General features: G+C 70.7%; 20 protein-coding genes. 7 read left to right on the forward strand and 13 right to left on the reverse strand.

The genetic code is table 11. From position 1 onward, the window contains the following. Nucleotides 1-72 precede the first annotated feature (72 nt). Entirely contained in the window at nt 73-1,077 is a 1,005-nt protein-coding gene (locus ACFQGL_RS20005) for a D-alanine--D-alanine ligase family protein (protein WP_377513697.1), read from the reverse strand. Nucleotides 1,078-1,084: 7 nt separating this feature from the next. After that, a complete protein-coding gene (locus tag ACFQGL_RS20010) occupies nt 1,085-2,398 on the reverse strand; it encodes an aminotransferase-like domain-containing protein (RefSeq protein WP_377513698.1) in 1,314 nt (437 codons plus the stop codon). A gap of 294 nt (nt 2,399-2,692) precedes the next feature. On the opposite strand from ACFQGL_RS20010, the gene ACFQGL_RS20015 reads away from it, so the two are divergent. Further along, nucleotides 2,693-3,358, forward strand: a complete 666-nt coding sequence (locus ACFQGL_RS20015) for a GNAT family N-acetyltransferase (RefSeq protein ID WP_377513699.1) — start codon at nt 2,693-2,695, stop codon at nt 3,356-3,358. A gap of 51 nt (nt 3,359-3,409) precedes the next feature. Here the strand turns inward: ACFQGL_RS20015 and ACFQGL_RS20020 are convergent, their stop codons facing one another. The 7 genes from ACFQGL_RS20020 to murJ all read right to left on the reverse strand — a co-directional run bounded on the left by ACFQGL_RS20020 (nt 3,410) and on the right by murJ (nt 11,767). Then, entirely contained in the window at nt 3,410-4,576 is a 1,167-nt protein-coding gene (locus ACFQGL_RS20020; protein ID WP_377513700.1) for an N-acetylmuramoyl-L-alanine amidase, read from the reverse strand. 170 nt (nt 4,577-4,746) lie between these two features. Beyond that, nucleotides 4,747-5,070 (reverse strand): thioredoxin, encoded by a 324-nt coding sequence (gene trxA, locus ACFQGL_RS20025; RefSeq protein ID WP_377513701.1) that lies wholly within the window; start codon nt 5,068-5,070, stop codon nt 4,747-4,749. A gap of 30 nt (nt 5,071-5,100) precedes the next feature. Then, complete coding sequence (trxB, locus tag ACFQGL_RS20030) at nt 5,101-6,054, reverse strand: thioredoxin-disulfide reductase (protein WP_377513702.1); 954 nt, start codon at nt 6,052-6,054, stop codon at nt 5,101-5,103. Nucleotides 6,055-6,236: 182 nt separating this feature from the next. Then, on the reverse strand, nt 6,237-7,214 hold the full coding sequence (locus ACFQGL_RS20035) for a hypothetical protein (protein ID WP_377513703.1): 978 nt from the start codon (nt 7,212-7,214) through the stop codon (nt 6,237-6,239). Beyond that, nucleotides 7,211-7,933, reverse strand: a complete 723-nt coding sequence (sigM, locus tag ACFQGL_RS20040; RefSeq protein ID WP_377513704.1) for an RNA polymerase sigma factor SigM — start codon at nt 7,931-7,933, stop codon at nt 7,211-7,213. The genes ACFQGL_RS20035 and sigM overlap by 4 nt, the downstream gene beginning before the upstream one ends. Nucleotides 7,934-7,976: 43 nt before the next feature. Next, complete coding sequence (locus ACFQGL_RS20045; RefSeq protein ID WP_377513705.1) at nt 7,977-9,581, reverse strand: protein kinase family protein; 1,605 nt, start codon at nt 9,579-9,581, stop codon at nt 7,977-7,979. Nucleotides 9,582-10,027: 446 nt separating this feature from the next. After that, on the reverse strand, nt 10,028-11,767 hold the full coding sequence (gene murJ, locus ACFQGL_RS20050; RefSeq protein ID WP_377513706.1) for a murein biosynthesis integral membrane protein MurJ: 1,740 nt from the start codon (nt 11,765-11,767) through the stop codon (nt 10,028-10,030). Nucleotides 11,768-11,893: 126 nt separating this feature from the next. On the opposite strand from murJ, the gene ACFQGL_RS20055 reads away from it, so the two are divergent. Then, nucleotides 11,894-13,354: a CCA tRNA nucleotidyltransferase gene (locus ACFQGL_RS20055; protein ID WP_377513707.1), complete on the forward strand. Its 1,461-nt coding sequence runs from the start codon at nt 11,894-11,896 to the stop codon at nt 13,352-13,354. A gap of 93 nt (nt 13,355-13,447) precedes the next feature. Here ACFQGL_RS20055 and ACFQGL_RS20060 read toward each other — a convergent pair whose 3' ends face one another. Both ACFQGL_RS20060 and ACFQGL_RS20065 read right to left on the reverse strand, forming a co-directional pair. Beyond that, nucleotides 13,448-14,965 (reverse strand): flotillin family protein, encoded by a 1,518-nt coding sequence (locus tag ACFQGL_RS20060; RefSeq protein WP_377513708.1) that lies wholly within the window; start codon nt 14,963-14,965, stop codon nt 13,448-13,450. Nucleotides 14,966-14,990: 25 nt separating this feature from the next. Continuing rightward, complete coding sequence (locus ACFQGL_RS20065) at nt 14,991-15,512, reverse strand: hypothetical protein (protein WP_377513792.1); 522 nt, start codon at nt 15,510-15,512, stop codon at nt 14,991-14,993. Nucleotides 15,513-15,590: 78 nt separating this feature from the next. On the opposite strand from ACFQGL_RS20065, the gene ACFQGL_RS20070 reads away from it, so the two are divergent. Together ACFQGL_RS20070 and ACFQGL_RS20075 are read left to right on the forward strand one after the other, a co-directional pair. Then, the gene (locus ACFQGL_RS20070; RefSeq protein ID WP_377513709.1) at nt 15,591-16,079 is read left to right on the forward strand and encodes a methylated-DNA--[protein]-cysteine S-methyltransferase; all 489 of its coding nucleotides are present in this window, start codon (nt 15,591-15,593) and stop codon (nt 16,077-16,079) included. A gap of 89 nt (nt 16,080-16,168) precedes the next feature. Next, nucleotides 16,169-17,104 carry a hypothetical protein gene (locus ACFQGL_RS20075; RefSeq protein ID WP_377513710.1) on the forward strand — a complete coding sequence of 312 codons (936 nt, stop codon included), beginning with the start codon at nt 16,169-16,171 and terminating at the stop codon, nt 17,102-17,104. Between the two features lie 60 nt (nt 17,105-17,164). Here ACFQGL_RS20075 and ACFQGL_RS20080 read toward each other — a convergent pair whose 3' ends face one another. Both ACFQGL_RS20080 and ACFQGL_RS20085 read right to left on the reverse strand, forming a co-directional pair. Next, nucleotides 17,165-18,244, reverse strand: a complete 1,080-nt coding sequence (locus ACFQGL_RS20080; protein WP_377513711.1) for an inositol-3-phosphate synthase — start codon at nt 18,242-18,244, stop codon at nt 17,165-17,167. 23 nt (nt 18,245-18,267) lie between these two features. Further along, nucleotides 18,268-18,906, reverse strand: coding sequence for a PadR family transcriptional regulator (locus ACFQGL_RS20085; RefSeq protein WP_377513712.1), 639 nt, complete (start codon nt 18,904-18,906; stop codon nt 18,268-18,270). A gap of 175 nt (nt 18,907-19,081) precedes the next feature. On the opposite strand from ACFQGL_RS20085, the gene ACFQGL_RS20090 reads away from it, so the two are divergent. The 3 genes from ACFQGL_RS20090 (at nt 19,082) to ACFQGL_RS20100 (ending at nt 24,247) form a co-directional block, all read left to right on the forward strand. Beyond that, a complete protein-coding gene (locus ACFQGL_RS20090) occupies nt 19,082-19,531 on the forward strand; it encodes a DUF5318 domain-containing protein (protein ID WP_377513713.1) in 450 nt (149 codons plus the stop codon). Nucleotides 19,532-19,728: 197 nt separating this feature from the next. Continuing rightward, nucleotides 19,729-22,614, forward strand: a complete 2,886-nt coding sequence (locus ACFQGL_RS20095) for a transglycosylase domain-containing protein (protein WP_377513714.1) — start codon at nt 19,729-19,731, stop codon at nt 22,612-22,614. A gap of 121 nt (nt 22,615-22,735) precedes the next feature. Beyond that, nucleotides 22,736-24,247 carry a glycosyltransferase family 87 protein gene (locus ACFQGL_RS20100; RefSeq protein WP_377513715.1) on the forward strand — a complete coding sequence of 504 codons (1,512 nt, stop codon included), beginning with the start codon at nt 22,736-22,738 and terminating at the stop codon, nt 24,245-24,247. Nucleotides 24,248-24,276 lie beyond the last annotated feature (29 nt).

Raw genomic sequence — 24,276 nt, forward strand, 5'->3', positions numbered from 1 at the left:
GGCGACCCGGCAACGGCGAGCGGGGACCGGGCGACCGGCGAGCGGCGACCCGGCAACGGTGAGCGGGCGGGGCTAGGGAGTGGTGAGGCGGGCGGCGGCTCGGGTCACCAGCGACCCGAGGAGCCGGCCGAAGTCCATGCCTGCCGCCTGCACGGCCAGCGGAAGCAGCGACGTCTCCGTCATGCCCGGCGAGACGTTGACTTCCAGCACGTGAGGCTGACCGGTCGAGTCCACGATCACGTCGACGCGGGATAGGTCACGCAGACCGAGCGCGGTGTGGGCGGCGAGGGCCACGTCGGCGACCGTCGCGGCCACGTCCGGGTCCAGCCGGGCCGGGGCGTGCCAGGTGGTTCGCCCGGCGGTGTAGCGGGCGGCGTAGTCGTACACCCCGTTACGCGGCACGATCTCCACCGGCGGCAGCGCCTGCGGCCCGTCACCGAGGTCGATCACGGAGACCGCGACGTCCATGCCGGGGACGTACCGTTCGACCAGGGCCGTGGAGTCGTACGCGAAGCAGCCGACCATCGCGGCCGGGAGCGACGCGGCGTCCCGGACCACCGCGGCGCCCAGGCCCGAACCGCCCTGCGCGGGCTTGACCATCAGGGGCAGGCCCAGCCGGTCGGCGATCCGGTCCAGCACGGCCACCGCACCCAGCTCGGAGAAGCGGTCGTGCGGCAGAGCCACCCAGTCCGGGGTGGGGATGCCGGCCTCGCGGAGCACGGCCTTGGCCGAGGGCTTGTCCCAGGCGAGCCGGGAGGCACGGGCGTCGCAGCCGACGTACGGGATGCCGCAGAGGTCGAGCACCCCGCGCAGTGAGCCGTCCTCGCCGGTGGCCCCGTGCAGCGCGATCACCACGGCGTCCGGCGGGTCGGCGGCCAGCGCCGGCAACAGGGCGACGTCGGCGTCCCGCAACTCGGCCTCCAACCCGACGGCGCGCAGCGCGTCGAGCACCCGGCGACCGGAGCGCAGCGACACGTCCCGCTCGTAGGAGAGCCCGCCCGCGAGCACCAGCACGCGCAGGTCAGCCGCGACGGCGGAATCGGTCACGAGGTAATGCTCGGCAGCGGTCGTACCCATGCCGGCATCATGCCAAGTCGGGCCCTGGCACGTCGGAGCCGGCCTGGCCGCGACGCCCGGCGGACCCACCCACGGCGCCGAAGACCCGGCGCGTCGCGATCTCCTGCTCCATCACACCGGCCAGCCGGCGGACGCCCTCACGGATTCGCTCAGGGGGCGGGAAGCTGAAGTTCAGCCGCATGGTGTCGGTGCCGGTGCCATCGGCGTAGAAGCCGGTGCCCGGCACGTAGGCGACCCGCGCGGCGACCGCACGCGGCATCATGGCCTTCGAGTCGAGCCCGTCCGGAAGGGTGGCCCAGACGAAGAGGCCGCCGGCCGGCGTGGTCCAGGTGGTGCCCTCGGGCATCAGATCGGCCAAGGCGTCGAGCATGGCGTCCCGGCGTTCCCGGTAGACCTCGCGGTAGACCTTGAGCTGCTGCCGCCACGGCATGGTGCCGAGGTAGGTCGCGACGGCGGCCTGGGCGTAGCCGCTCGGGCAGAGGATCTGTGCCTCGCTGGCGATGACCAGCTTGTCGCGGACCGCGTGCGGCGCCAGGATCCACCCGACCCGCAGCCCGGGGGCGAAGGTCTTGGAGAAGGTGCTGAGGTAGAAGACCCCGTCACGGCGGCGGGCCCGCAACGGTGCCGGCGCCTCGCCCTCGAACCCCAACTGGCCGTACGGGTCGTCCTCGACCACGAGCAGGCCGGCCCGCTCGCAGATGTCGAGCACCCGCTCCCGGCGCTCCTCGCTGAGCGTCACACCGGTCGGGTTCTGATAGGTCGGGATGGTGTAGAGGAACTTGACCCGTCGGCCCGCACGGGCCAGGTCGGCGATGGTCGCCTCCAGCGCCTCGGGGATCAGCCCGTCGGCGTCCATCGGAATGTGGGCCACCTGTGCCTGGGCGGCCTGGAACACTCCGAGCGCGCCGACGTACGTCGGGCCCTCGGCGAGCACCACGTCACCCGGGTCGAGGAAGAGCCGGGCCACCAGGTCCAGCGCCTGCTGCCCGCCCACGGTGACCACCACGTCCTCCGGGGAGGCGCCGCAGGCGGCGTCGATGCCGGAGAGGGCCATCACTTCGCAGATCCGCTCGCGCAGCTCCAGGGTGCCCTGGCCGATGCCGTACTGGAGGGTGGTTACCCCGTGCTCGGAGCCGAGCCGGCCGAGCATCTCGCCGACCGCGTCCAGGGGCAGGGCGGCGATGTAGGGCGCGCCGCCGGCGAGCGAGACGACCTCCGGTCGACTGGCCACCGCGAACAATGCTCGGATCTCGGAGGCGGTCATTCCGCGTACCCGCCGGGCGTACCGGTCGGTGTAGTCGTCGAGCGTCGTGCCGGTCATGACCTCACCTCGATCATTGCTCGGGTGGTTCCCGCTCCGGGTACCCCGGACGCCAGCGACCATGGCGGCGGGAACACCGGTTGTCGATCCTAGTCCGCCAGAGCCAGCGTGCAGGCCCGCCGCGGCAGGTCGTCCACATCCCGGACCGTCCGCGGTGTCACCCGGTGCGGTGGGTGTCTGCGCGTCCCCTCCCGTACCGTCGATCGGCGGCGTACGATCGCTCGTCGGGGGCAGGAAGCCGGCGCCGTCGTTCCGTGCCGTCTCAGCACTGAGCCTATTGTGGGGATGCGCCGTATGTCGCGACGTCTGGTCAGCCTGACCCTCGACACCTTGGAAGACCTTCCTCGCCCGTGCCGCCAGTGCGTCTACTGGGAGCTGGATCCGGTCTCCGCGGACCGCGCCTGCGCTGCTGGGGACCCGGGCCTGGAAAAGGAAGCGTGGGTGTCCCAGACGCTGCTGGAGTGGGGCTCCTGCGGCAAGCTCGCGTACGTCGACGGCATGCCGGCGGGCTTCGTGATGTACGCGCCGCCCGCCTACGTACCCCGCTCGATGGCCTTCCCGACGTCGCCGGTCTCCGCCGACGCGGCGCTGCTGATGACGGCCAACGTGGTCGCCGCGTTCGCCGGCGGTGGGCTGGGCCGGATGCTGGTGCAGGGCGTCGCCCGGGATCTGACCAAGCGCGGGATCAAGGCGATCGAGGCGTTCGGGGACGCCAAGTTCGGCGACGCCGACGACCCGGTGGGTGCCTGTGTGGCACCGGCCGATTTCTTCCTCTCCGTCGGTTTCAAAACCGTACGTCCGCATCCGCGGTTCCCCCGGCTGCGACTTGAGCTGCGCACCGCGTTGAGCTGGAAGTCCGATGTCGAGTACGCGCTGGAGAAGCTGCTCGGCTCGATGAGCCCGGACACCCTGCTCCGCCCGGTCCGTCCCGCCCCGGCGACCCGCTCGACCAACGGCTGACCGCCGCGCGGCCGACCAGCCAAGCGCGGCCGAGCGATCGAGCGCGGCTGGTCAGTCGAGCACCGTGCCGGCGGCCACCACGGCCCGCAGCTCGCTGACGTCGATCGAGCCGGTCGGCACATCCCGCTCGATCGGGAAGTACATCCGCTGCACCGCGGCCACGATCGCCTCCACCACCCGGTCCCGGAACCGCGGATCGACCAGCTGGGCGCGGTCCGTCGGCGAGGTGAGGTAGCCGACCTCGACCCGGACCGCCGGCATCCGGGTCAGCCGCAGCAGATCCCACGCCTTGGCGTGGGTACGGCAGTCGCGCAGCCCGGTCCGCGCGACGATCTCCCGCTGCACCAGCCCGGCCAGCCGCTCGCCGGTCGCCGAGGTCACCCCGTTGTCGGTGCCGTAGTGATAGGTCGCCACGCCCTCGGCCTCGGGGTTGGCGTGCCCGTCCAGGTGCAGTGAGATGAACACGTCGGCGCCGAGTGAGTTGGCCAGCAGCGCGCGGTCGGTGTCCGGCAGGCAGCTGTCGGGCGCCGGCCCCCGGGTGAGCTGCACCCGTACCCCGGAGGCGGCGAGTCGCCCCTCCAGCCGGCTCGCCAGGTCGTGCATCAGGTCCGCCTCGCTCCACCGCAGCGAACCGTCCGGGACCACCACGCCCGGGTCGGTGCCGCCGTGGCCGGGGTCGATGACCACCGTCTTGCCGACCAACGCCGGGCCGGACTGCCGGATCGCGTCGGACTCGCGTAGCCACTGCGGGCGGCCACCGACCACCTTGCGGCCGATCCGGCGCAGCGCGTTCATCGTGTACGGCCCGCAGGCGCCGTCTGGGGTGAGCCCGACCTCGCGTTGGAACTGAGCCACCGCCCGCGAGGTCCGGATGCCGTAGATGGCGTCCGCGCGGCCCACGTCGTACCCCATCTCCAGCAGTCGCTCCTGGAGTGACCGGACGTCCTCGCCGGTGAGTGGGTCGGGCACCGCGTGGTAGAGGGTGCGGGCCCCGAGCCGCCAGCGGGCGGCGTCCAGGGCCCCCCAGGTCTCCGTGCCGACCCGGCCGTCCACGCTGAGCCCACGGGACTGCTGGAACGCCCGGACCGCGCGCTCAGTGTCGAGGTCGAACTCGTCGAGGTGCGTGCCGGGAGCGGAGGCGAGCAGGTCGAGGCCGGTCAGGATGGTACGGATCTCCGTGACCGCAGGCCCCCGGTCACCAGGTCGGATCGGACGCACGCGCGACCCCCTCTGCACGACGCTGGCTGGCCGGGCGGCCCCGGCTTGAGGCTATGCGCTCCAAGGCGGGGAGGTGGCTCGGGCCGGGAAAAACGCCGGTGGCCCGGTACTGGAGACACCGAACCCCGCACCCGGCGAGCGGGTACGGGGTTCGGAGACGTCGCTGGTGGTCAGAGCGCAGATTGGATGAGCTTGACCAGCTCGCCCTTCGGCTTGGCACCGGCGATCGACTGCACCGGCTGGCCGTTCTTGAAGACGGTGAGCGTCGGGACCGACATGACCCGGTAGGCGCGTGCGGTCTCCGGGTTCTCGTCGATGTTGAGCTTGACGATGGTGACCTGGTCGCCCATCTCGCCGGCGATCTCCTCGAGCAGCGGCGAGACCTTGCGGCACGGCCCGCACCACTCGGCCCAGAAGTCCACCAGTACCGGCTTGTCGGCCTGCAGTACGTCAGCGACGAAACTCTTGTCGGTGACCGCCTTGGTTGTTCCCACTATGCCCTCCTCCGGGATGTGTTCGGTTGTTCAGTCGAGCAGCGTCGCGATGAACCGCTCGGCGTCGAGCGCGGCGGCACAGCCGGTGCCGGCCGCGGTGATCGCCTGACGGTAGGTGTGGTCGACCAGGTCGCCCGCGGCGAAGACGCCGGGCACGCTGGTACGGGTGCTCGGGGCCTGGACCTTCACGTACCCCTCGTCGTCCACCTCGACCTGGTCGCGGAAGAGTTCACTGCGGGGGTCGTGGCCGATCGCCACGAAGACGCCGGTCACGTCGAGCACCTTGGTCTCGCCGGTGTGCACGTCACGGGTCCGTACGCCGGTGACCTTGCCGTCGGCGCCCAGGATCTCCTCGATCGTGCTGTTCCACTCGACCTTGATCTTCTCGTTGCTCAGCGCCCGGTCAGCCATGATCTTGCTGGCCCGGAACGAGTCGCGCCGGTGGATGATCGTGACGGAATCGGCGAAGCGGGTGAGGAAGCTGGCCTCCTCCATCGCCGAGTCACCGCCGCCGACGACCACGATGTGGTGGTTGCGGAAGAAGAACCCGTCGCAGGTGGCGCACGAGGAGACGCCGTGGCCGAGGTATTCCTGCTCGCCGGGTACGCCCAGCGGACGCCAGGCCGAACCGGTGGAGAGGATGATGGCGCGGGCCCGGTAGGCGGTCTCGCCGACCCAGACGGTGCTCACCGCGCCGGAGCCGACGTCGCCGGTGTCCACCAGCTCGACCCGGGTCACGTCGTCGGTGAGGAACTCGGCACCGAACCGCTCGGCCTGCTTGCGCATGTTGTCCATCAGCTCGGGGCCGAGGATGCCGTCGGCGAAGCCGGGGAAGTTTTCCACCTCGGTCGTGGTCATCAGCGCGCCGCCCGACTGCACGCCCTCAATGATCAGCGGCTTCAGGTTTGCGCGAGCGGCATAGACCGCCGCCGTGTAGCCGGCCGGCCCGGAGCCGATGATGATCAGGTTGCGGACCTCGTCCACTGCCGTCTCCCGAGTTGTGTGTGTTCGGCGTCGGCGCGCGCACCGATGCTGATCCAAGTGCCGACGCCTGGGGGGTGTCGACAGCTGACTTCCAGAACGTCATCGTACGAACCGGGGATTCCCGAGCAGGGCGTCCGGTGGGTCAGGTCACGTGGACGGTTATCGTCCCGTAGACCGTCGATTCACCCTACCCGCGCCGAATACCGGTTGTCCGAGCCGGAGCCGGGGACTCCGCACTCCGGGCCACTGACCCAGACCCAGCGAGCCCCGGCCGAGTCGGTGAACCGGATCACCAGCGCCGGCTCACCCTGGAACGCCGCATAGTCGATGACCTCGACCACCAGCGGGGCGGATTTGTGCTCCGCAGCCACGTCGGCCAGACAGGCGGTCAGCGCGGCCTCGGTGGTCAGCCGGGTCAGTTGATTCAGCCCGTCGGGCGAGGGCCGCCGGCCCCCCTCGGACTCCACGCCGGGCGGCTGCTCGGCGCGCGCACTGCGAGAATGCTGCGAGGTGGAGAGCGCGCTCCCGTCGGCGAGGGTCTGCGGCGAGTAGTCCGTGCCACTGTGCAGTGGCGGTCCGGTCGTACGGGCCGCACCAACTGCGGCGTTGGGCGCACTGACCGGCTGGTCCATGGCAGCGGTACCGGCGGTGTCCGAATGGTTCTCCGCCAGTTGGTTGAGGCCGAGCCCGATCGCGACGACGGCGACCGCGGCGACCGCCACCACCGGAGCGGTGCGCCGGGCCCACCGGTGCCGGCGGCGACCTGGGCCGGTGGGTGTGCCGCGCCCCGGGTCGGCCGGGGAGGCCCCGGCTGGCCGGCGAACGCTACCTCCCTGCGCCGGCACGATCACGGGCCTACCGGTCGGCGGTGCGTCCTCGTCCACCGGGACGCCGGTCGGCGGTGGCTCGGCCGCGGCCAGCGCGGCGGCCAGCCGGTCCGCGATCGCCGGCGGCAGCTCCGGGGTCGGCTCGGCCCACCGGCTCAGGTCGGCGCTGACCGCCGTGACCGCGGGGGCCAGCAGCGCGTACGCCTGTGCCCAGGCCGGGTCGGCGTCCACCAGCCCGGCCACCTCCGCCTGCTGCGGGGTGCCGTCCAACGCCCCGCCGAGGTAGTCAGCGAGCAGGTCGTCGTCGACCTCCCGGAACCCCTCGGTCGTCACGTGTCCTCCTGATTGGCGTCCTGCCGGTACCGGCCCGACCCCGATCCGACGCCCTCCGCCGGGCGGGGGTTCCCCGTGGTGACGCCCGGCACGTCCGCGGCCGGGCCCCCGGTCGGGTCACGCTGGGCTGTGCGCGTCCCGGTGCCGGCGGCCGGACGGAGATGCCCGAGCAGCACCGCCAGTCGGGCCCTGCCCCGGGCACATCGGCTCTTCACCGTCCCCTCGGCGACACCGAGGATCCGGGCGACCTCGGCGACCGGATAACCCTGCACGTCCACCAGTACCAGGGCGGCGCGCTGCTCGAAGGGCAGCGCGGCAAGCGCCTCGCGGACCACCAGCACGGTGTCGTGGTCGTGCGCCGGTGCGGCCGGTTCCACGCCCACGGCGCCCGATCCGTCCGCGGCCCGGGTCCCGTCGGGCAGTGGCACGGTGGGGTGCGCCTGCCGTCGGCGGATCCGGTCCAGGCAGGCGTTGACCACGATCCGGTGCAGCCAGGTGGTGACCGCCGAGTCGCCCCGGAAGCGACTGGCGGCCCGATGGGCGGACAGCAGCGCGTCCTGGAGCGCGTCGGCGGCCTCCTCGCGGTCGCCGAGCGTCCGCAGCGCCACCGCCCAGAGCCGGTCGCGGTGCCGGTGGAACAGCACCGCGAAGGCGTCCCGGTCCCCGTCGACGTGGGCGCGCAGCAGATCGAGATCCGGTACGCCGTCGCGCCCGTCCATCACCACATCCAGCGGATGCGGCGTCCGGATCGTGGTGAGCGGATCACGACCCCTGGACCGTGATCTCCTGGACGTCGACCTGGAAGCCCCGCTCGCTGGCCGGCAACTTGGTGATCCAGAACAGCAGGTACCGGTATTTCTTGTCGGGGTCGAATCCGTTGAAAGCCATGGTGGTGCCGTCGTGGTCGTCGAACGGCTGCCCGATGGGGGTCAGCTTGTAGTTCGCGATCAGTTGCCGGTCACCGCTGGAGGTCGACGGCGGGGCGATGGTGCCGGTGAGGAGTTCGGCGGACGCGCCGGTGGCCGACAGCACCGCCTGCACCGACTTGACGGTGTGCGGCTCACCAAGGTCCAGCCAGACACCCATGCCGGACTTGCGGTTACCGAACTTGGCCGCCGTGTACGTGTCGGTTTCCCAGCCCTTGTCCGCGTTGCCGTCGATGGCCTTGTCGGCGTCCTTCAGCTCATCACGGACCTGGCTGTCCGGATCGATGATCCGTATGTCCTTCACGGTCAGCTTTCGTACCGTGGTGGCGGCCGGGGTGGCGTCGCCGGCGGGAGCGCTCGAGCTGGGCGTGGCCGCGGCGTTGTTCTTCGGGTCCTTGTCGTCGCCGCCCAGCGCGCTGATCCCGATCAGCAGACCGACCAGGGCGACCGCCAGCAGGCCGGCGATGCCGATGGCGACCTTGCGCCCGCCGGCCGCGGCCAGCGGGGACGGCTCGTCCTCGGTGTCGGCGGTGAACCGCAGCGGCCCACTGGTGTCGAAGTAGTGCTCCTCGGACGGCACGTCCAACCGGGCCAGCTCGGCGGCGAGCACGTCCGACGAGGGCGGCGCGATGCCGGCGTCGAGCAGATCCATGGTCAGGTCGTCCAGGTACGCGGGCACTCCGGCCCGGACCTGGCGAGGCGCTGCGATGCCGCCGGCGGCATCGCGAACCGCGTCCGGGATGGCCGCCCGGCCGTGGCCGGCGGTGGCACCCCGCAGCGGCGCCTCGGCGTGCGGCCAGTGGCCGGTCAGGGCGAAGTAGAGGACGCCGCCGACCGCCCGGATGTCGTTCTCCTGGCTGTCATCACCATCGGTGCGCGCGTCGGCCAGCACCACGCGACCCTCGTCGCTGATCATGACCGTGCCGGGGTGGACGTTGCCGTGCACCATCCCGGTGGCATGCACCGCGGCGAGGGCACTGGCGACGGAGTTGCCGATCGCGGTGGCCCGGGCCGGATCCAGTGGACCCTCGGCCGCCAGGTCGCGCAGGGACTGCCCGTCCACCCACTCGCGCACCACGTAGGCCCGCTCGGCCTCGTCGATCGCGTCGTAGACGCCGACCAGGTTGGGGTGGATGACCCGGCTCGCCGCGACGGCGGCCTGGAGCATTTCGGTGGCGGAGTCGCCGCCCGGGTAACGCAGCACCACCGCGACGGGGCGGCGCAGGATGACGTCGACCCCGCGCCAGACCAGCCGACCCGCGCTGTCGTTGTTGATGTGCTCGACCAGCTCGTACCGCTCGGCGAGAATCTCACCGGCCGTGGGAGCACCGAAGGTCATGACCGGAGGAGCGCTCTCGTCCGCCTCCTGACCCTCGCCGACCTGGGTCACCCGTCCTCCCTCGGTGATCGTGTCGATCGATGGACCCGCACTGCTGGGCATGTGGCTTCCCGCTCTGCCGTCGAAGGAACCGGCCGACCGGTGTCGACGCGCAGCGTCGGCGCCTGCCGTACCCGTCGAGAGCGACCTTACCTGGGTTGCCCGTCTCCCCGACATGTCATCTTCCCGCCGCACTCGGCGGGGTGCCGGGAGTCGGGAAACTCGTCCGGTTACGACCGTTGTCAGCCACGTTGCTGGCACATGTACTAACCAATCTACGGCGTCACCGCAAGTGACCGACGTCGGGGCCGGGACCGGTGCGGTGCTTTCGCCGGCCGACGAGTTCCCGCCGATCGGACCGGCACGCTCAGCCGTACGGCTGGTTATCCACAGGCCGATCCGGTGGCTGAGCGGCGAAACGCGGAGTTGTCCACAGGTGCATCCCCAGCCTGGTGATCCGCAGTAACCGTCCGTGCGGACGGCGACGTCTCGTGTGTGAGCGGTCGCGCTCAGCGACCAAGTCGACGCCGGACCATGCCGACCACCTCGGTGATCTCCCCGATCCGCAGGACCATGGCCAGTCCCAGGTAGGTCCCGCCGATCACCGCTCCACCCACGACGAGCTGGATCGCCGCCTCGGTCCAGCCCGGCGTGTCGTCACCCGGGAGCAGAGCGATCACCAGCCAGCCGACCAGCGCCGCGCCGAGTGCGGCGACCACAACCAGGCCGAGGGTACGCATGATGGCGCCCAACCCGATCCGGCCGACCCTCGGACGAAGCAACCAGGCCGAGCCGATCGCCGCGGCCAGGTAGGACACGGCATTGCCGATCATCATCCCGGCCGCCGCGAAATGCGCGGCGAACGCGGCGAACAGCACGATCTGCACGCCGACCCGCAGCGCGACCACCGGAATGTTGATCAAGGCCGGGGTGCGGGTGTCCGGCAGCGCGTAGAAGGCAAAGGTGAAGAGCTGGCTGATCGCGAAGGGCACCAGGGCGAGCGCGGCGGCCAGCAGCACGGTGGACGTGGCCGTCGCGTTCTCGGCGCTGAACGCGCCGTACCTGAAGACCACCACCGAGATCGGGGTGGACAGCACCGCGTAGCAGACCGCGATCGGCGCGAGCACCGCCGTCACCATCCGGATGCCCCGGGAGAGATCGGCGGTGACGTCGTGGAACCGCCCGTCAGCCGCGGCAGCGGCCATCCGGGGCATCAGCGCGGTGATGATCGAGACGGCGATGATGCCGTGCGCCATCATCAGCAGCAGGAAGACGTTGTTGTAGATGAGGATGCCGGCCTGGTCCTCCCCGGCCGCCCGGGTGAGGAGATTGACCACCACGAAGAGCCCGAGCTGGTTGACGGCCACGTAGCAGAACATCCACGCGCCGAGTTGGGCCAGCTCGCGCAGCCCCAACTCGCGGAAGTCGAACCGCCACCGCCAGCGGAAGCCGACCTTGCGCAGCGCCGGCAGCAGCCCGGCGGTCTGCACCGCCACGCCGAGCAGGGTGCCACCGCCGACCAGCAGGGTCCGCCCCACGCCCATCTCCGACGGCTGTAGCCCCTTCGCCCCGAAGGCCAGGATGTAGAGGCCGAAGGTGCCGATCACCACCAGGTTGTTGAGGATGGGCGCCCACATCGGGGCCGCGAAGTGGCCTCGGGTGTTGAGCACCGCAGCGATCAACGCGCTGACGCCGGTGAAGAAGAGCATCGGCAGCATCAGCCACGACAGGTGCGTGACCAGGCCGGTGTAGCTCTCGTCCTTGCCGCTGGCATAGATGGCGGTCAGCAGGGGTGCCGACGCCATGGCGAGCAGGGCGGCGGCGGCCAGCGCCAGCACCGCCAGGCTGAGCAGCCGCTGGGCGTACGCCTCGCCCCGGTCCGCGTCGCTCTTGCGCCGACGAACCAGCACCGGGATCAGCACGCTGGTCAGCACCCCGCCGAGCAGGAACTCGTACACCTGGTTGGGGAGGAACTGGGCGGTCGTGTAGGCGTTACCGATCAGGTTGCCGAGAGCGGCACCGATCATCAGGTTCCGGATGAAGCCGGTACCCCGGCTCACCAGACTGCCGATCGCCATGACCGCGCTGTTCGCGGCGGCGCTGGTCTCGGCGACGACCTCCGGCGGGGGCGCCGTAGCTTCCACCGCGGGCTGGTTCAGTGGCTCCGCGGAGATGAAAACCGCCCCGTCAGCCGGCGGCACGTTGCCGTCCGGCATGGCGTTGGCGCTGCGGTATAGCCCGCCGCTCATCTCCAGCCTCCAAGGGGTACGTCGAGCCGGGCACCGGCCCGCACGTCACAGACCTTAGTCAACCCCCAGCCGTTAGCCGCGCCCGGCGGATCGGATCACACCCCGGCCCGATAGGCTGGCGATCCCATGTCCGAAGCCTCCGCTCCCCACGCCGCCGACCGCCGCGAACTCACCGCCGCGCAGCGCAACGCCGTCGCCGAACTGCTCCGGGTCTCACCGGTCGCCGACGAGTTGGGCCACCGGTTCGTCCGCGCCGGTCACGAGTTGCACCTGGTGGGCGGTTCGGTGCGCGACGCGCTGCTCGGCCGGCTCGGTGACGACCTCGACTTCTGCACCGACGCGCACCCCGACGAGACGTTGCGGATCATCAAGGGCTGGGCCGAGTCGATCTGGGAGACCGGCCGGGAGTTCGGCACCATCGGCGCCCAGCGCGACGGCCTCCGGCTGGAGATCACCACCTTCCGCGCCGAGTCGTACGACCAGGTCACCCGTAACCCGGTGGTGGAGTACGGCACCAACCTCGACGAGGACCTGAAGCGACGCGACTTCACCATCAACGCGATGGCGGTCAGTCTGCCGGACCACCGGTTCACCGACCCGCACGGCGGGCTGGACGACCTCTCGGCCAAGGTGATCCGTACCCCCGGCACCCCCCGCGAATCGTTCGGTGACGACCCGCTGCGAATGCTGCGGGCCGCCCGGTTCGCCGCCCAACTGCGCTTCGCGGTGCACCCGGACGTGCACACGGCCATGAGCCGGATGGCCGCCGACCTGGACCGGATCACCGCCGAGCGGATCCGGGACGAGTTCACCAAGCTGCTCTGTGGCGACGACCCGATCACCGGGCTGCGGCTGCTGGTCGACACCGGTTTGGCCGAGCGGTTCCTGCCGGAGCTGACCGGGCTCAAGCTGGAGATCGACGAGCACGCCCAGCACAAGGACGTCTACGAGCACACGCTGACGGTCGTCGAGAACGCGGTCTCCTACGAGGAGGAGGGCTGCGACTTCATCCTGCGGATGGCCGCCCTCATGCACGACGTGGGCAAGCCGGCGACGAAGGCCGCCGCCCCCGACGGTCGGGTCAGCTTCCACCACCACGAGGTGGTCGGCGCCCGGCTGACCAAGGCCCGGATGAAGGCGCTGCGCTACCCCAAGGACGTCACCGCGCAGGTGACCGCGCTGGTCGCGCTGCACCTGCGCTTCTACGGGTACGGGCGGGGCGAGTGGACCGACTCGGCGGTACGCCGCTACGTCGCCGACGCCGGTGAGCTCCTGCCCCGGCTGCACAAGTTGACCCGCTCGGACTGCACCACCCGCAACCGGCGCAAGGCAGCCCAGCTCGCGGCCGACTACGACGCGCTGGAGGACCGGATCGCCCGGATCGCGGCCGAGGAGGACCTGGCCCGGGTCCGCCCCGACCTGGACGGAAACGCGATCATGGAGTTGCTGGGCGTACCGCCGGGGCCGGTGGTCGGGCGGGCCTGGAAGCACCTCAAGGAGCAGCGCCTGGAGCACGGCCCGCTGGACCGCGACGCCGCCGAGGCCGAGCTGTTGCGCTGGGCCCGCGCCGAGGGCCTGATCGCGTAGCCCTGGCCGCTACGGCAGATCTTGGAGGCAAAGCGCCCCTCCGGGGGCACCTTCCCTCCAAGATCCACTTTGGCTTCTCCGCAGGGTACGACGTCAGCGGGTCTCGACGGCCGTCCCGTCCACCGACGCGGTGCCCTTGCCGGTCGGGGTGGACGCCGAGCCGAGCCGGGCCAGCAGTCCGGCCAGGTCGATCCCGGTCAGGTCGCTGCCGAGTTGGAGCCCCTGCGCCACGTTGCCGGCCACCGACTTCGTCAACGACGACGCGCCATCGGTGGAGATGACGGTCATCTTGTCGATCGCCCCGATCGGGGCGCTGGCCGCCTCCACGACCTGCGGCAGCACCTTGACCAGCAGGTCCAGCACCGCCGCCTCCCCGTACGCGGCGAACGCCTCGGCCTTGCGCGCCATCGCGTCGGCCTCGGCCTCCCCCTTCGCCAGGATGGCCGCCGCGTCGGCCTGACCCTCCCGCTCCACCGCCTCGGCGATCGCGGAGCGCCGGCGCTGCTCGGCCTCACCCTCCTTGGCACCCTCGATCGCGTTCGCCTCGGCGAGCGCGGCGCGGCGGGCCCGCTCGCCCTCACCGGTGAGCCGAGCCTGCTCGGCCGAGGCCTGTGCGGCGGCGATGACCGACTGGCGCTGTGCGTCCGCGTTCAGCACCGCCGCGTTGCGGGCCGCCTCGGCCTCCTGCTCCACCTTGTAGCGGGCCGCGTCGGCCGGCTTGCGCACCTCGGTGTCCAGTTGCCGCTGCTTGAGCTCGGCGTTGCGCTCGGCCACCTTCTGCTGCTCGGAGAGGATCGCCTGGTCCCGCTCCGCCTGGGCGAGCGGACCGGCCGCCGCGGACCGCGCCTTCGCCGCGTCGATCTCGGCCTGGATGCCGGCCTGCTTGAGGGACAGGTTCCGGTTCGCCTCGGCGATGGCCTCCTCGGCGAGCAGCCGCTCCTGCTCGGCCTGCTGCCGCGCCCGCGCCTCGGCGATCGCCGCGTCCTTGAGCACCCGAGCGGCCTCGGGCCGGCCCAGGTCCTGCAGGTACGAGCCCTCGGCGAGGATGTCCTGGAGCTGGAAGGTGTCCAGTACCAGGCCCTGGTTGGTCATCGAGTGCTCGGCCTCCTCGGCCACCGCGTTGGCGAACGCCGCCCGGTCGCGGATCACCTCCTCGACGGTGAGCCGACCGACGATCGAGCGCAGTGCGCCGGCCAGCACCTCCCGGGTGAAGTTGTCGATCTCGTCCTGCTGGTGCAGGAAACGCTGGGCCGCCGCCCGGATCGCGTCCTCGGTGCCGCCGACCTTGACGATCGCGACGCCGTGCAGGTCGGTGCGGATGCCCTGCTTGCTCACCGCGCCGCGGATGCCGACGTCGATGCGTCGACTCGACAGGTCGAGCGACTGGAGCTTCTGCACCACCGGCAGCACGAAGACCGAGGCGCCCAGCACGACCTTCTGCCCGGACATGTCGGTGGACCGGCCGCCGTCGGCGGTCTGCGTGGTGCGGCCCTTGCGGCCGGTGACGATGAACGCCTCGTTCGGCCCCGCCACCTTGATCCGGGAGAGCACGAAGAGCACCAGGACGAGCACGAGGAGGACCGCGCCGCCGATGGCGATTAACAGGAGCATGGAGGAGTCCCGTCTGGAGGAGTTGTCAGTAGGTCTCGACGTGCACGCTGGTCTCACTGAGCGCCTGCACGACGAAGACCTGTGCGCCGATCGGGATCGGCTGGTCGGCGCGGGCGTAGAGCTTGACCGGCTGACCGGCCACGCGTACCCGGACCTCGCCGTAGCCGCTGACCGGTACCGGGGTGACCACCAGGCCGAGCGCGCCGACCAGGTGGTCCCGGGTGGGGGTGGGGTCCGTGCGCATGTTGCGCGCCGCCCGACTCAGCCGGGAAGCCAACCAACCGGTGGGTACGGCGGCGAGCAGGCCGCCGACCGCCGCGCCCGCGACCATGCCGGGCGTACGCGCGCCGAGCAGTTCGTTGACGATGGCCGCGCCGAAGCCGAACGCACCGGCGAAACCGGCGACCGTCTCGGTCGAGATCGGCCCGTCCACGTCGACGTGCCCGAGATGGAGTAACTCGGTGCCGAGTAGGGCGAGCGCCAGTACCGCGACGCCCGCCCCACCGATGATCAGAAAAATGAGCGTCCCCGTGGCCACGACCTGCACGGTATCGACGCCACGCAACGCCGATCGGCTCCTGCGGCGGGGTTGGTTCCCGTTGCCCGCGCCAGGAACAATGGGTCGATGCGTTGGACCGTGCTCGACTCACCGATCGGCGAGTTCTCCGTGGCGACCGACGGCACGAGCGTCTGCGGCGCGCACTTCGGCCGGGTCGACGCGGCGGTCGAGGCCCCCGACGACGCGGCCTCCCGGCAGGCGGTCGCCGAGCTGCGGGCGTACTTCGCCGGTGAGCTGACCGGCTTCACCGTTCCGGTGTCGGTTCCGCGCGGGTCGGCCTTCGAGCGGGCGGTGTGGCGGGAGATGACCCGGATTCCGTACGGCGAGATGCTGACGTACGGCGAGGTGGCGGGTCTGGTCGGCGATCCCGGGGCGGCACGGGCGGTGGGTGTGGCCTGCAATCGCAACCCGATTCCGGTCATCGTCCCGTGTCACCGGATCGTCGGTGCCGGTGGCAAGCTGGTCGGCTTCGGCGGTGGCCTGCCCCGCAAGGTCAAGCTGCTGGAGTTGGAGGCCCGGGTCGCCTTCGAGCGGGAGGTGCTCGGACTGGGCTGACCGCTGGAGCCGTTCGGTCGTTGTGGCGGCGTGTGCAGAGGGTGAGGATCGATGATGTAGAAAATCGTCGATACCCCTTGGGGGTCCGGATGAGCAAGGACCAGGACAACACCGTCAACCGTCGTCGGCTGCTGCGGCGTGCCGGCACCGTCGCCGCGGGGCTGGCCGGCACCAGCGTGGTCGGCGCGGCCGCCGCCCTGCCCGCCGAGGCCGCGCCCGGTGACCCCGTGCTCCAGGGTTCCGACAACAATGCCGTCAACGCCACCACGCTGCGTAGCTCCTCCAACACCGCCACCCTGCGGCTGGCGAACGGCAAGGTGATCACCGAGCCGAACGGGCGGGTGTTGACCGCGCCGACGTTACGCCTGACACCCAACGGAGAAGGGCTCTCGTCCTCCGCCGAGGTCGGGTCGATCGGGCTGGACACCGCCGGGAACATCTGGGCGGCCACCGGCAGGTACGAGGAGTACGGCAAGGTGGATCGGGTCCACACCAGCACCAATTCGAACCGGATCGTGCCGGTCATACCGCAACGGGTGCTCGACACGCGGACGGCACAGGGGCGGGTCAACATCTACGAGCCCGACAACCCGGACGCCCCGGTCAACCTGGACAGCGCGGGCCGGCTGCTGGGCGGCCACACGATCGAGATCAACCTGGCCCGTTACGTCTATATCAGCGAGGCGACGTTCGGCACCGTGACGGCCGTCGGGTCGCTCGCGGCCGGCTTCCTGCAGATCTTCCCGGGCGGTCTGCCGCGTCCGACGACGTTCGCCACGCTCAACTTCGAGACCGGCCGGACCATGTCGAACGGCTTCATGTCCGGCGTCAACTGGAGCACCGATCGGATCTCCGTCTATGCCCAGCGGACCACCCACGTGGTCATCGACGTGGTCGCGTTCGTGATCGGGTTCGGCCAGGTCTACCCGCAGATACTGCTGCCGAACGACGACTGGCTTCCGTTGAAGCCCGACCGGGCGGCGGTGGCGCGGCAGCGCCGGCCGAGCTGGGAACAGGGCAACTAGACGAAGGAGGCCGGACCCGAGTGGGTCCGGCCTCCTTCGGTGCTGCTGGTGGTCAGCGGGTCAGCGCTCGACCTCACCGGCGATGAACTCCTCCACGGCCTGGTGGGCGTCGTGGTCGGCGTACTGCACCGGCGGGGACTTCATGAAGTACGACGAGGCCGACAGGATCGGGCCGGCGATCTTCCGGTCCAGCGCGATCTTCGCGGCCCGAACGGCGTCGATGATGACGCCGGCCGAGTTCGGGGAGTCCCACACCTCGAGCTTGAGCTCGGCGTTGAGCGGGGTGTCGCCGAACGAGCGACCCTCCAGGCGGATGTACGCCCACTTGCGGTCGTCCAGCCACGGCACGTGGTCCGACGGGCCGATGTGCACGTCGCTCTTGCTCATCTCGTGCGGGATCTGCGAGGTGACCGACTGGGTCTTCGAGATCTTCTTCGAGACCAGCCGCTTGCGCTCCAGCATGTTCATGAAGTCCATGTTGCCGCCGAAGTTGAGCTGGTACGTGCGCAGCAGCTCGACGCCGCGGTCCTCGAAGAGCTTCGCCAGCGCGCGGTGCACGATGGTGGCGCCGACCTGGCTCTTGATGTCGTCACCGACGATCGGCAGGCCCGCGTCCTCGAACTTCTTCGCCCACTCGGGGTCGGAGGCGATGAAGACCGGCAGGGCGTTGACGAACGCGCAGCCCGCCTCGATCGCGGCCTCGGCGTAGAACTTGGCGGCCTGCTCGGAACCGACCGGCAGGTAGCAGACGACGACGTCGACCTGCGCGTCGCGCAGCGACTGCGCCACGTCGACCGGGGTGGCGTCGGACTCCTCGACGATCTCACGGTAGTACTGGCCCAGACCGTCGAAGGTCGGGCCGCGCTGCACGCTGACGCCGGTCGGCGCCACGTCGCAGAGCTTGATGGTGTTGTTCTCGCTGGCGACGATCGCCTCCGCGAGGTCCATGCCCACCTTCTTGGCATCCACGTCGAACGCCGCGACGAACTCCACGTCGGAGACGTGGTAGTCGCCGAAGGTGACGTGCATGAGACCCGGGACGCGGTCGTTCGGGTCGGCATTCCGGTAGTACTCGACGCCCTGAACCAGGGACGAGGCGCAGTTACCCACACCGACGATGGCGACGCGGACGGAGCCCATAGCGTCTGCCTCCTTCTTTTCTGTCACGGCCGCTCTTTCCTGGTCTCTCCAGGCGGAGGCGGGCTGATGTCTTCTCGTCGGCCACCGGCCGTCCCGGTTTGCGGGACCGTCGGGGCTCGGCCGGAGCGCTCATTGGCAATGAGCTCCTCCAACCAGCGGACCTCACGCTCACAGGCGTCAAGGCCGTGGCGCTGCAGTTCCAAGGTGTAAGCGTCGAGGCGCTCGGCCGCCCGGCCCAGCACGTCACGAAGCCCTTCGCGACGCTCCTCGATCTTGCGGCGGCGACCCTCCAGAATGCGCAGTCGGGTCGCCTGGTCGGTCCGGGCGAAGAACGCGAAGTGCACCCCGAAGCCCGTGTCGTCGTACGTCTCGGGCCCGGCTTGTGCGATGAGCTGGGCGAAGCGTTCCTTGCCGTCCGCGGTGATTTTGTAGACCACCCGACCTCGTCGGCTGGTCAGTGCGGGAACCTCCTCGGCGGTGGCGGGCGTCTCGGCGGCTTCGGTGATCCATCCCGACGCCTGCAACCTGCGCAGAGTGGGATAGAGCGAGCCGTAGCTGATCGCCGCCCGGATCGCGCCGAGTTTGGCGGTCAGCTCCTTGCGCAGCTCATAGCCGTGCATCGGAGACTCCTGCAGGAGGCCGAGGATGGCGAACTCGAGCACAGGCCACCCTCTCTTTACCCTCCGGCGCTGAGTGGTAACCGCCGCGATGTATCGGACCGATACATCGCACGTTAGCGGGTCGCGGAGTCCAGGGCAAACCCCGAATCCGGGGTGTCTCCGTCACGGATAGTGACCGTGGTCGCCTGGTCGGGCCGGACCGCGTACCCTTCTCCGCATGCGTACGCAGCGCCAGGTCGTCGACTACTCGCTACAGAAGCGAGCGGTGCTGCGTGAGCTCCTGGCGGGCCGGGTCGGCACGTACGACGTCTGCGACGCGTCGCCCTACCTGAAGAACGCCGCCCGGTTCCACGGCGAGCCGACCGACCGGCGTTGCCCCATCTGCCGGAGCGAGAACCTGACCCTCGTCCACTACATTTACGGGGACGAACTCAAGCAGTCCGCCGGGCAGGCCCGGACACTGGCCGAGTTGCCCGTGCTGGCGATGACGCTAAGTGAGTTCCAGGTCTTCGTGGTGGAGGTGTGTCTCGGCTGTGACTGGAACCATCTCGTCGAGCAGTACCTGCTCGGCCGGGACGGTCTGACCGGCGACGGCGACGTCGCGGGCGAGCAGGACGTGGCCGGCACCGGTGGTGTCGGTCGGCGGAGGCGAGAGGCGCAACGGTGATCCGAGCTGGCTCGACCGGCCCCGGGGCCGCAGATGTGACCCGGGACGGCCGACCGCTCGTTGGTCTGATTAGCCCGATTGATACAGCAATGCCCCCGGCGAACCGGCACCCCCGTGCCGGCGTTACGGGTGAAGCAACTCACGGCAACCCGGTGGCGGCGCAGTCGCGCCCCACCGCGACCGGCAGGGTGTGAGGAATGAACTCGTACGGCGATCCCAGTTCTGCGCGCGGGCGGGCCCAGTACCCGGGCCCGGACGGCGACCCCGGACCGGGCGCGGACGACGCGTACCGCCGATCCGGCGACGACGCTCGCGGAGGCGGCTGGTCGGCACCGGAGGGTGCCGCACCCCCCGGCCGTGCCCCGGTGACACCCCGGGCCGCCGGCGGGCGAGCCTCGGTCGGCGGTTCGGCCGCCGTACCGCCGCGCGGTGGTGCCGCCGCCGGCTCCGCCTCGGTGGGCCCCGCCGCGGCCGGCCGGGCCGGTCGTGCCTCGGTGCCGGTGTCGCCGGCACCCGGTGCGGCCGCCGGTCGTGCCGGCGCGGGCCGCGCCTCGGTGCCGGTCTCTCCGGCGCCGGGCGGACCAGCGGGCCGGGCCAGTGTCGGGTCCGCATCCGTGGGCGCCGCCTCGGCCGGCCGGGCCAGTGTCGGCTCCGCGTCGGTGGGTGGCCGGGCCGCGGTCGCCCGGGCGAGCGTCTCCCCGGTCTCCGGTGGCCCGGGTGGCCCCGGTGGGCCTGGTGGACCGAACGGCCCCGGTCGGGGCGGTCGAGGTGCGGGTGACCCGAGCGGGATGGCCCGCGCCAAGAAGCGCAAGCGGACGAACCTGCTGATCGCCGGGTTCGCGGTCTTCATCATGCTCGCCGGCATCGGCGTGGTTGGGTTCACCTACTACTCGACCAACGTGGTGCTGCCCGACGAGATCACCCCGCCCCAGGCGACCACGCTGTACGCGGCGGACAACAAGACGATCATCGCGAAGGTGGGTGACCAGAACCGCACCCTGGTGACCATCGAGCAGATCCCGGAGTACGTGCAGCACGCGGTGGCCGCCGCCGAGGACCGGAACTTCTACCGGCACTCCGGTGTGGACTACAAGGGCATCGCCCGGGCCGCCTGGAACAACGTCTCCGGCGGCGACAAGCAGGGTGCGTCCACGATCACCCAGCAGTACGCGCGTAACGCCATCGACAACCTGAAGGACGACACCTACGGCCGTAAGGTGAAGGAGGCGATCTTCGCCTCCAAGCTGAACGACGAATACACCAAGCCGCAGATCATGCAGCACTACCTCAACGTCATCTACTTCGGTCGGGGCGCGTACGGCATCGAGGCGGCGGCGCAGACCTACTTCGGCAAGTCGGTGAGCGCACTCAAACCCGACGAGGGCGCGGTGCTCGCCGCCCTGATCAAGCAGCCGGAGCCGAGCGCCACCCACCAGGGGTACGACCCGGCGATCAACCTGCCGGCCGCCCAGGATCGCTGGAACTACGTGATCGAGGGCATGGTCAAGGAGGGGTGGCTGGGCGTGGCCGGCATGCCGGAGCGGCCCACCGCGTACCCGAAGAACATCAAGTCCCCCAAGAAGGGCGGCATCGGCATCGACTACGGCGTCGACACGCCGTACGGCAACGTGATCAACTACGTCCGCGAGGAGATGCGGGACAAGGGCATCTGCGTGGACAAGGACACGCTGGTGACCGCCGAGAAGCCGCTCTGTTCACAGGCCCTGATGGCCGGCGGCTATCGGATCCGCACCACGATCGACACCAAGATGCAGGCCGCGGCGGTCGCGACCGCCCAGCGCAAGACCAAGGGCTCCGAGCTCGCCGACCAGCCGAAGAACCTGATGGCGGCGGTGGTCGCGATCGACCCGCAGAACGGTCGGGTGGTCGCCTACTACGGCGGCGACAACGGCACCGGCACCGACTACGCCGGCAAGAACACCGACATCGCCGGCAATATCAGCGGCGGTCACTCACCGGGCTCCAGCTTCAAGATCTATACCCTGGCCGCCGCACTCAAGGCCAACAAGGCGATCGAGTCCCGCTGGAAGGGCAAGGCGTTCACCCCGGAGGGCACCAAGTTCAAGGTCAGCAACGCCGGCGACGATGACCCGGACTGTCACAACTCCTGCACGCTCCGGGTGTCCACGCTCAAGTCGCTGAACGTGCCCTTCTATCACGTCACCGAGGACATCGGCGCCGACAAGGTGATCGACATGGCCAAGCAGGCCGGCGTCACCACCATGTGGCGTACCGACGTCGACCCGGCGAAGCCGTACGACCTGACCAAGAGCGACCCGAAGGACCTCGCGCCGTCGCCGTTCTTCAACGTGGTCGGCTACGGCCAGTACCCGATCACCGTGCTGGACCACGCCAACGGTGTGGCCACCTTCGCCAACGGGGGCGTCTACAACAAGGCGCACTTCCTCTATTCGGTGGAGAAGCAGAACCCCAGCACCGGTAAGTGGGACAAGGTCGCCACCGAGAAGCTCGACTCGAAGCGGCGAGTCGAGCAGGACGTGGTGGCCGACGTGACGTCGGTGCTGAAGGACTACCCGGCCGCGGTCCATCACAAGCTCGACGACGGCCGCAAGGCCGCTTCCAAGACCGGTACCTGGGAACTCCGGGGCGACAGCTCCGACAACGGCGATGCCTGGATGATCGGCTACACGCCGCAGCTGGCCACCGCGGTCTGGGTCGGCAACGTGAAGGATCGCAAGCCACTCATCCTCAAGGACAACCGCAAGGTCAGCGGTGGCAACCTGCCCGGTGACATCTGGGAACGGTTCATGAACGAGGCGCTGAAGGGCAAGGACAAGCTCGACTTCCCGCCAGCGGCGAACAAGGGCGACCCGAACTCCGGCGACGGTGAAGCGGCACCGCCGCCCCCGCCGCCGGCGGGCCAGCCGACCATCCCCGGTCTGCCGACCTGCGACCCACTGACCAACCCGTTCTGCCCGCGTAACGACGGTGGCAACGGCGGCAACAACCAGAACCCCGGCGGCCCCGGTAACGGGGGTAACGGCGGCAACGGCGGAGCTGGCGGCGGTCTGCTGCCCGGTCTGCCACCCAACCGGGACTGATCCGTATCGCTCAACGCCGCCGCCGGCCGGACACCTGTCCAGCCGGCGGCGGCGTTTGCGTGCCCGGAACACCGTGCCGCGACGGGACGCGCACCCCGGTCGTACGGCAGGATGCCTCTTCATGAGCACCCAGTCGACGCCCGGCATCGACGACGCCGGAACCACCGACCACCCGTCCCGCTCCGACGGGTTCGTCCGCGGCATCTCCGGCGTGATCGGCGGGCCGCTGGGCGACCACGCGACGGCGCTCAACCGGCCGGCGGGTGGGGAGCGCCGGTTCTGGACCGCGGTCCGGATCGTGCTAGCGCTGGCCTGCCTCACGCTAGCCCTGCACTGGGTGCAGAAGTCGCCGTGCCAGGACGGCGCCTGGCAGAACAACACCCAGTACACCCGGTTCTGCTACACGGACGTGCTCGCGCTCTATTACGCCGAAGGGCTCAACGAGGGCAAGGTGCCCTACCGCGACCACCCGGTCGAGTATCCGGTGCTGACCGGCTACTTCATGGGTGCACTGGGCCTGCCGGTGCACGCCATCGGTGACGGCGACCCGAGCATCAACCAGGGCCAGTGGTTCTACAACCTCAACGCGCTGGTGCTCGGCGCGCTCGCGGTGGCCACGGTGGCGGTGATCCTCGCGCTACGCCGCAAACGACCCTGGGATGCGGCGCTGTTCGCGCTCGCACCGGCACTGCTGCTCACCGCCACCGTCAACTGGGACCTACTCGCCGTGGGTCTGGCCGCGTTCGGCCTACTGGCCTGGGCCCGACGACGACCGGCGGTGGCCGGCGTACTGCTCGGGCTCGCCGGCGCGGCCAAGCTCTGGCCGCTGTTCCTGCTGGGCCCGGTGCTCGTGCTCGCGCTGCGTGCCGGACGGATGCGCGCCGCACTCACCGCGACCGGCACGGCGATCGCCGCGGTGGCACTGGTGAACCTGCCGGCCGCGCGGTCCTACCCGGACAACTGGGGCCGGTTCTTCGAGCTGAACACCACCCGACCGATCGACTGGGGAACGCTCTGGTACATCGGGCGCTACCTGGACGGCAAGGTCGGCAACGACCCGGCTCAGCTCGGCCCGTTCGAGTGGCTGAACGCCAACATCCCCACCCTGAACACCCTCTCGTACGCCCTCTTCGGGCTGGCCTGCCTCGGCGTGGCGGTGTTGGCGCTGCGGGCGCCGCGCCGGCCACGGCTCGCCCAGCTCGCCTTCCTGGTCGTCGCCGCGTTCCTCATCTTCAGCAAGGTATGGTCCCAGCAGTTCGTGCTCTGGCTGCTGCCGCTGGCGGTGCTGGCCCGGCCCAAGTGGGGTGCCTTCCTGGCCTGGCAGCTCGCCGAGGTGTGCTACTTCGCGGCCTTCTATGGCGAGCTGCTGGGTGCGGCGACCAGCCGCCCGGTCTTCCCGGAGGGAGTGTTCGTGCTGGCCGCCACGCTGCGGCTGACCACCGTGGTGGTGCTCTGCGTGCTGGTCATTCGGGAGATCCTGCACCCCGAGCGGGACGCGGTGCGGATCAACTACGCGGACGACCCGGACGGCGGCGTCCTCGACGGCGCACCCGACGAGCCCTGGTTGGACCGATGGCGCCAGCGCCCGAAGCGCACCGAAACCCCGCGCGACCTAGCCACCACCGCCACCTGATCCGCAGAGGATTCCTACGGCGCCAGCCG

Origin of the sequence: Micromonospora vulcania (genome assembly GCF_042658605.1) — a bacterium.
Classification (GTDB): Bacteria; Actinomycetota; Actinomycetes; order Mycobacteriales; family Micromonosporaceae; genus Micromonospora; species Micromonospora vulcania.

Bases quoted from the DNA above. Each gene is read 5' to 3' on its own strand.
- ACFQGL_RS20090 (WP_377513713.1), top strand. From the start codon at position 19,082: ATGCGTACGCAGCGCCAGGTCGTCGACTACTCGCTACAGAAGCGAGCG.
- ACFQGL_RS20070 (WP_377513709.1), top strand. From the start codon at position 15,591: ATGCGTTGGACCGTGCTCGACTCACCGATCGGCGAGTTCTCCGTGGCG.
- ACFQGL_RS20015 (WP_377513699.1), top strand. From the start codon at position 2,693: ATGTCGCGACGTCTGGTCAGCCTGACCCTCGACACCTTGGAAGACCTT.
- ACFQGL_RS20100 (WP_377513715.1), top strand. From the start codon at position 22,736: ATGAGCACCCAGTCGACGCCCGGCATCGACGACGCCGGAACCACCGAC.
- murJ (WP_377513706.1), bottom strand. From the start codon at position 11,767: ATGAGCGGCGGGCTATACCGCAGCGCCAACGCCATGCCGGACGGCAAC.
- sigM (WP_377513704.1), bottom strand. From the start codon at position 7,933: ATGGACGGGCGCGACGGCGTACCGGATCTCGATCTGCTGCGCGCCCAC.
- ACFQGL_RS20045 (WP_377513705.1), bottom strand. From the start codon at position 9,581: ATGCCCAGCAGTGCGGGTCCATCGATCGACACGATCACCGAGGGAGGA.
- ACFQGL_RS20060 (WP_377513708.1), bottom strand. From the start codon at position 14,965: ATGCTCCTGTTAATCGCCATCGGCGGCGCGGTCCTCCTCGTGCTCGTC.
- ACFQGL_RS20055 (WP_377513707.1), top strand. From the start codon at position 11,894: ATGTCCGAAGCCTCCGCTCCCCACGCCGCCGACCGCCGCGAACTCACC.
- ACFQGL_RS20010 (WP_377513698.1), bottom strand. From the start codon at position 2,398: ATGACCGGCACGACGCTCGACGACTACACCGACCGGTACGCCCGGCGG.
- ACFQGL_RS20075 (WP_377513710.1), top strand. From the start codon at position 16,169: ATGAGCAAGGACCAGGACAACACCGTCAACCGTCGTCGGCTGCTGCGG.
- ACFQGL_RS20080 (WP_377513711.1), bottom strand. From the start codon at position 18,244: ATGGGCTCCGTCCGCGTCGCCATCGTCGGTGTGGGTAACTGCGCCTCG.
- ACFQGL_RS20095 (WP_377513714.1), top strand. From the start codon at position 19,729: ATGAACTCGTACGGCGATCCCAGTTCTGCGCGCGGGCGGGCCCAGTAC.
- ACFQGL_RS20005 (WP_377513697.1), bottom strand. From the start codon at position 1,077: ATGGGTACGACCGCTGCCGAGCATTACCTCGTGACCGATTCCGCCGTC.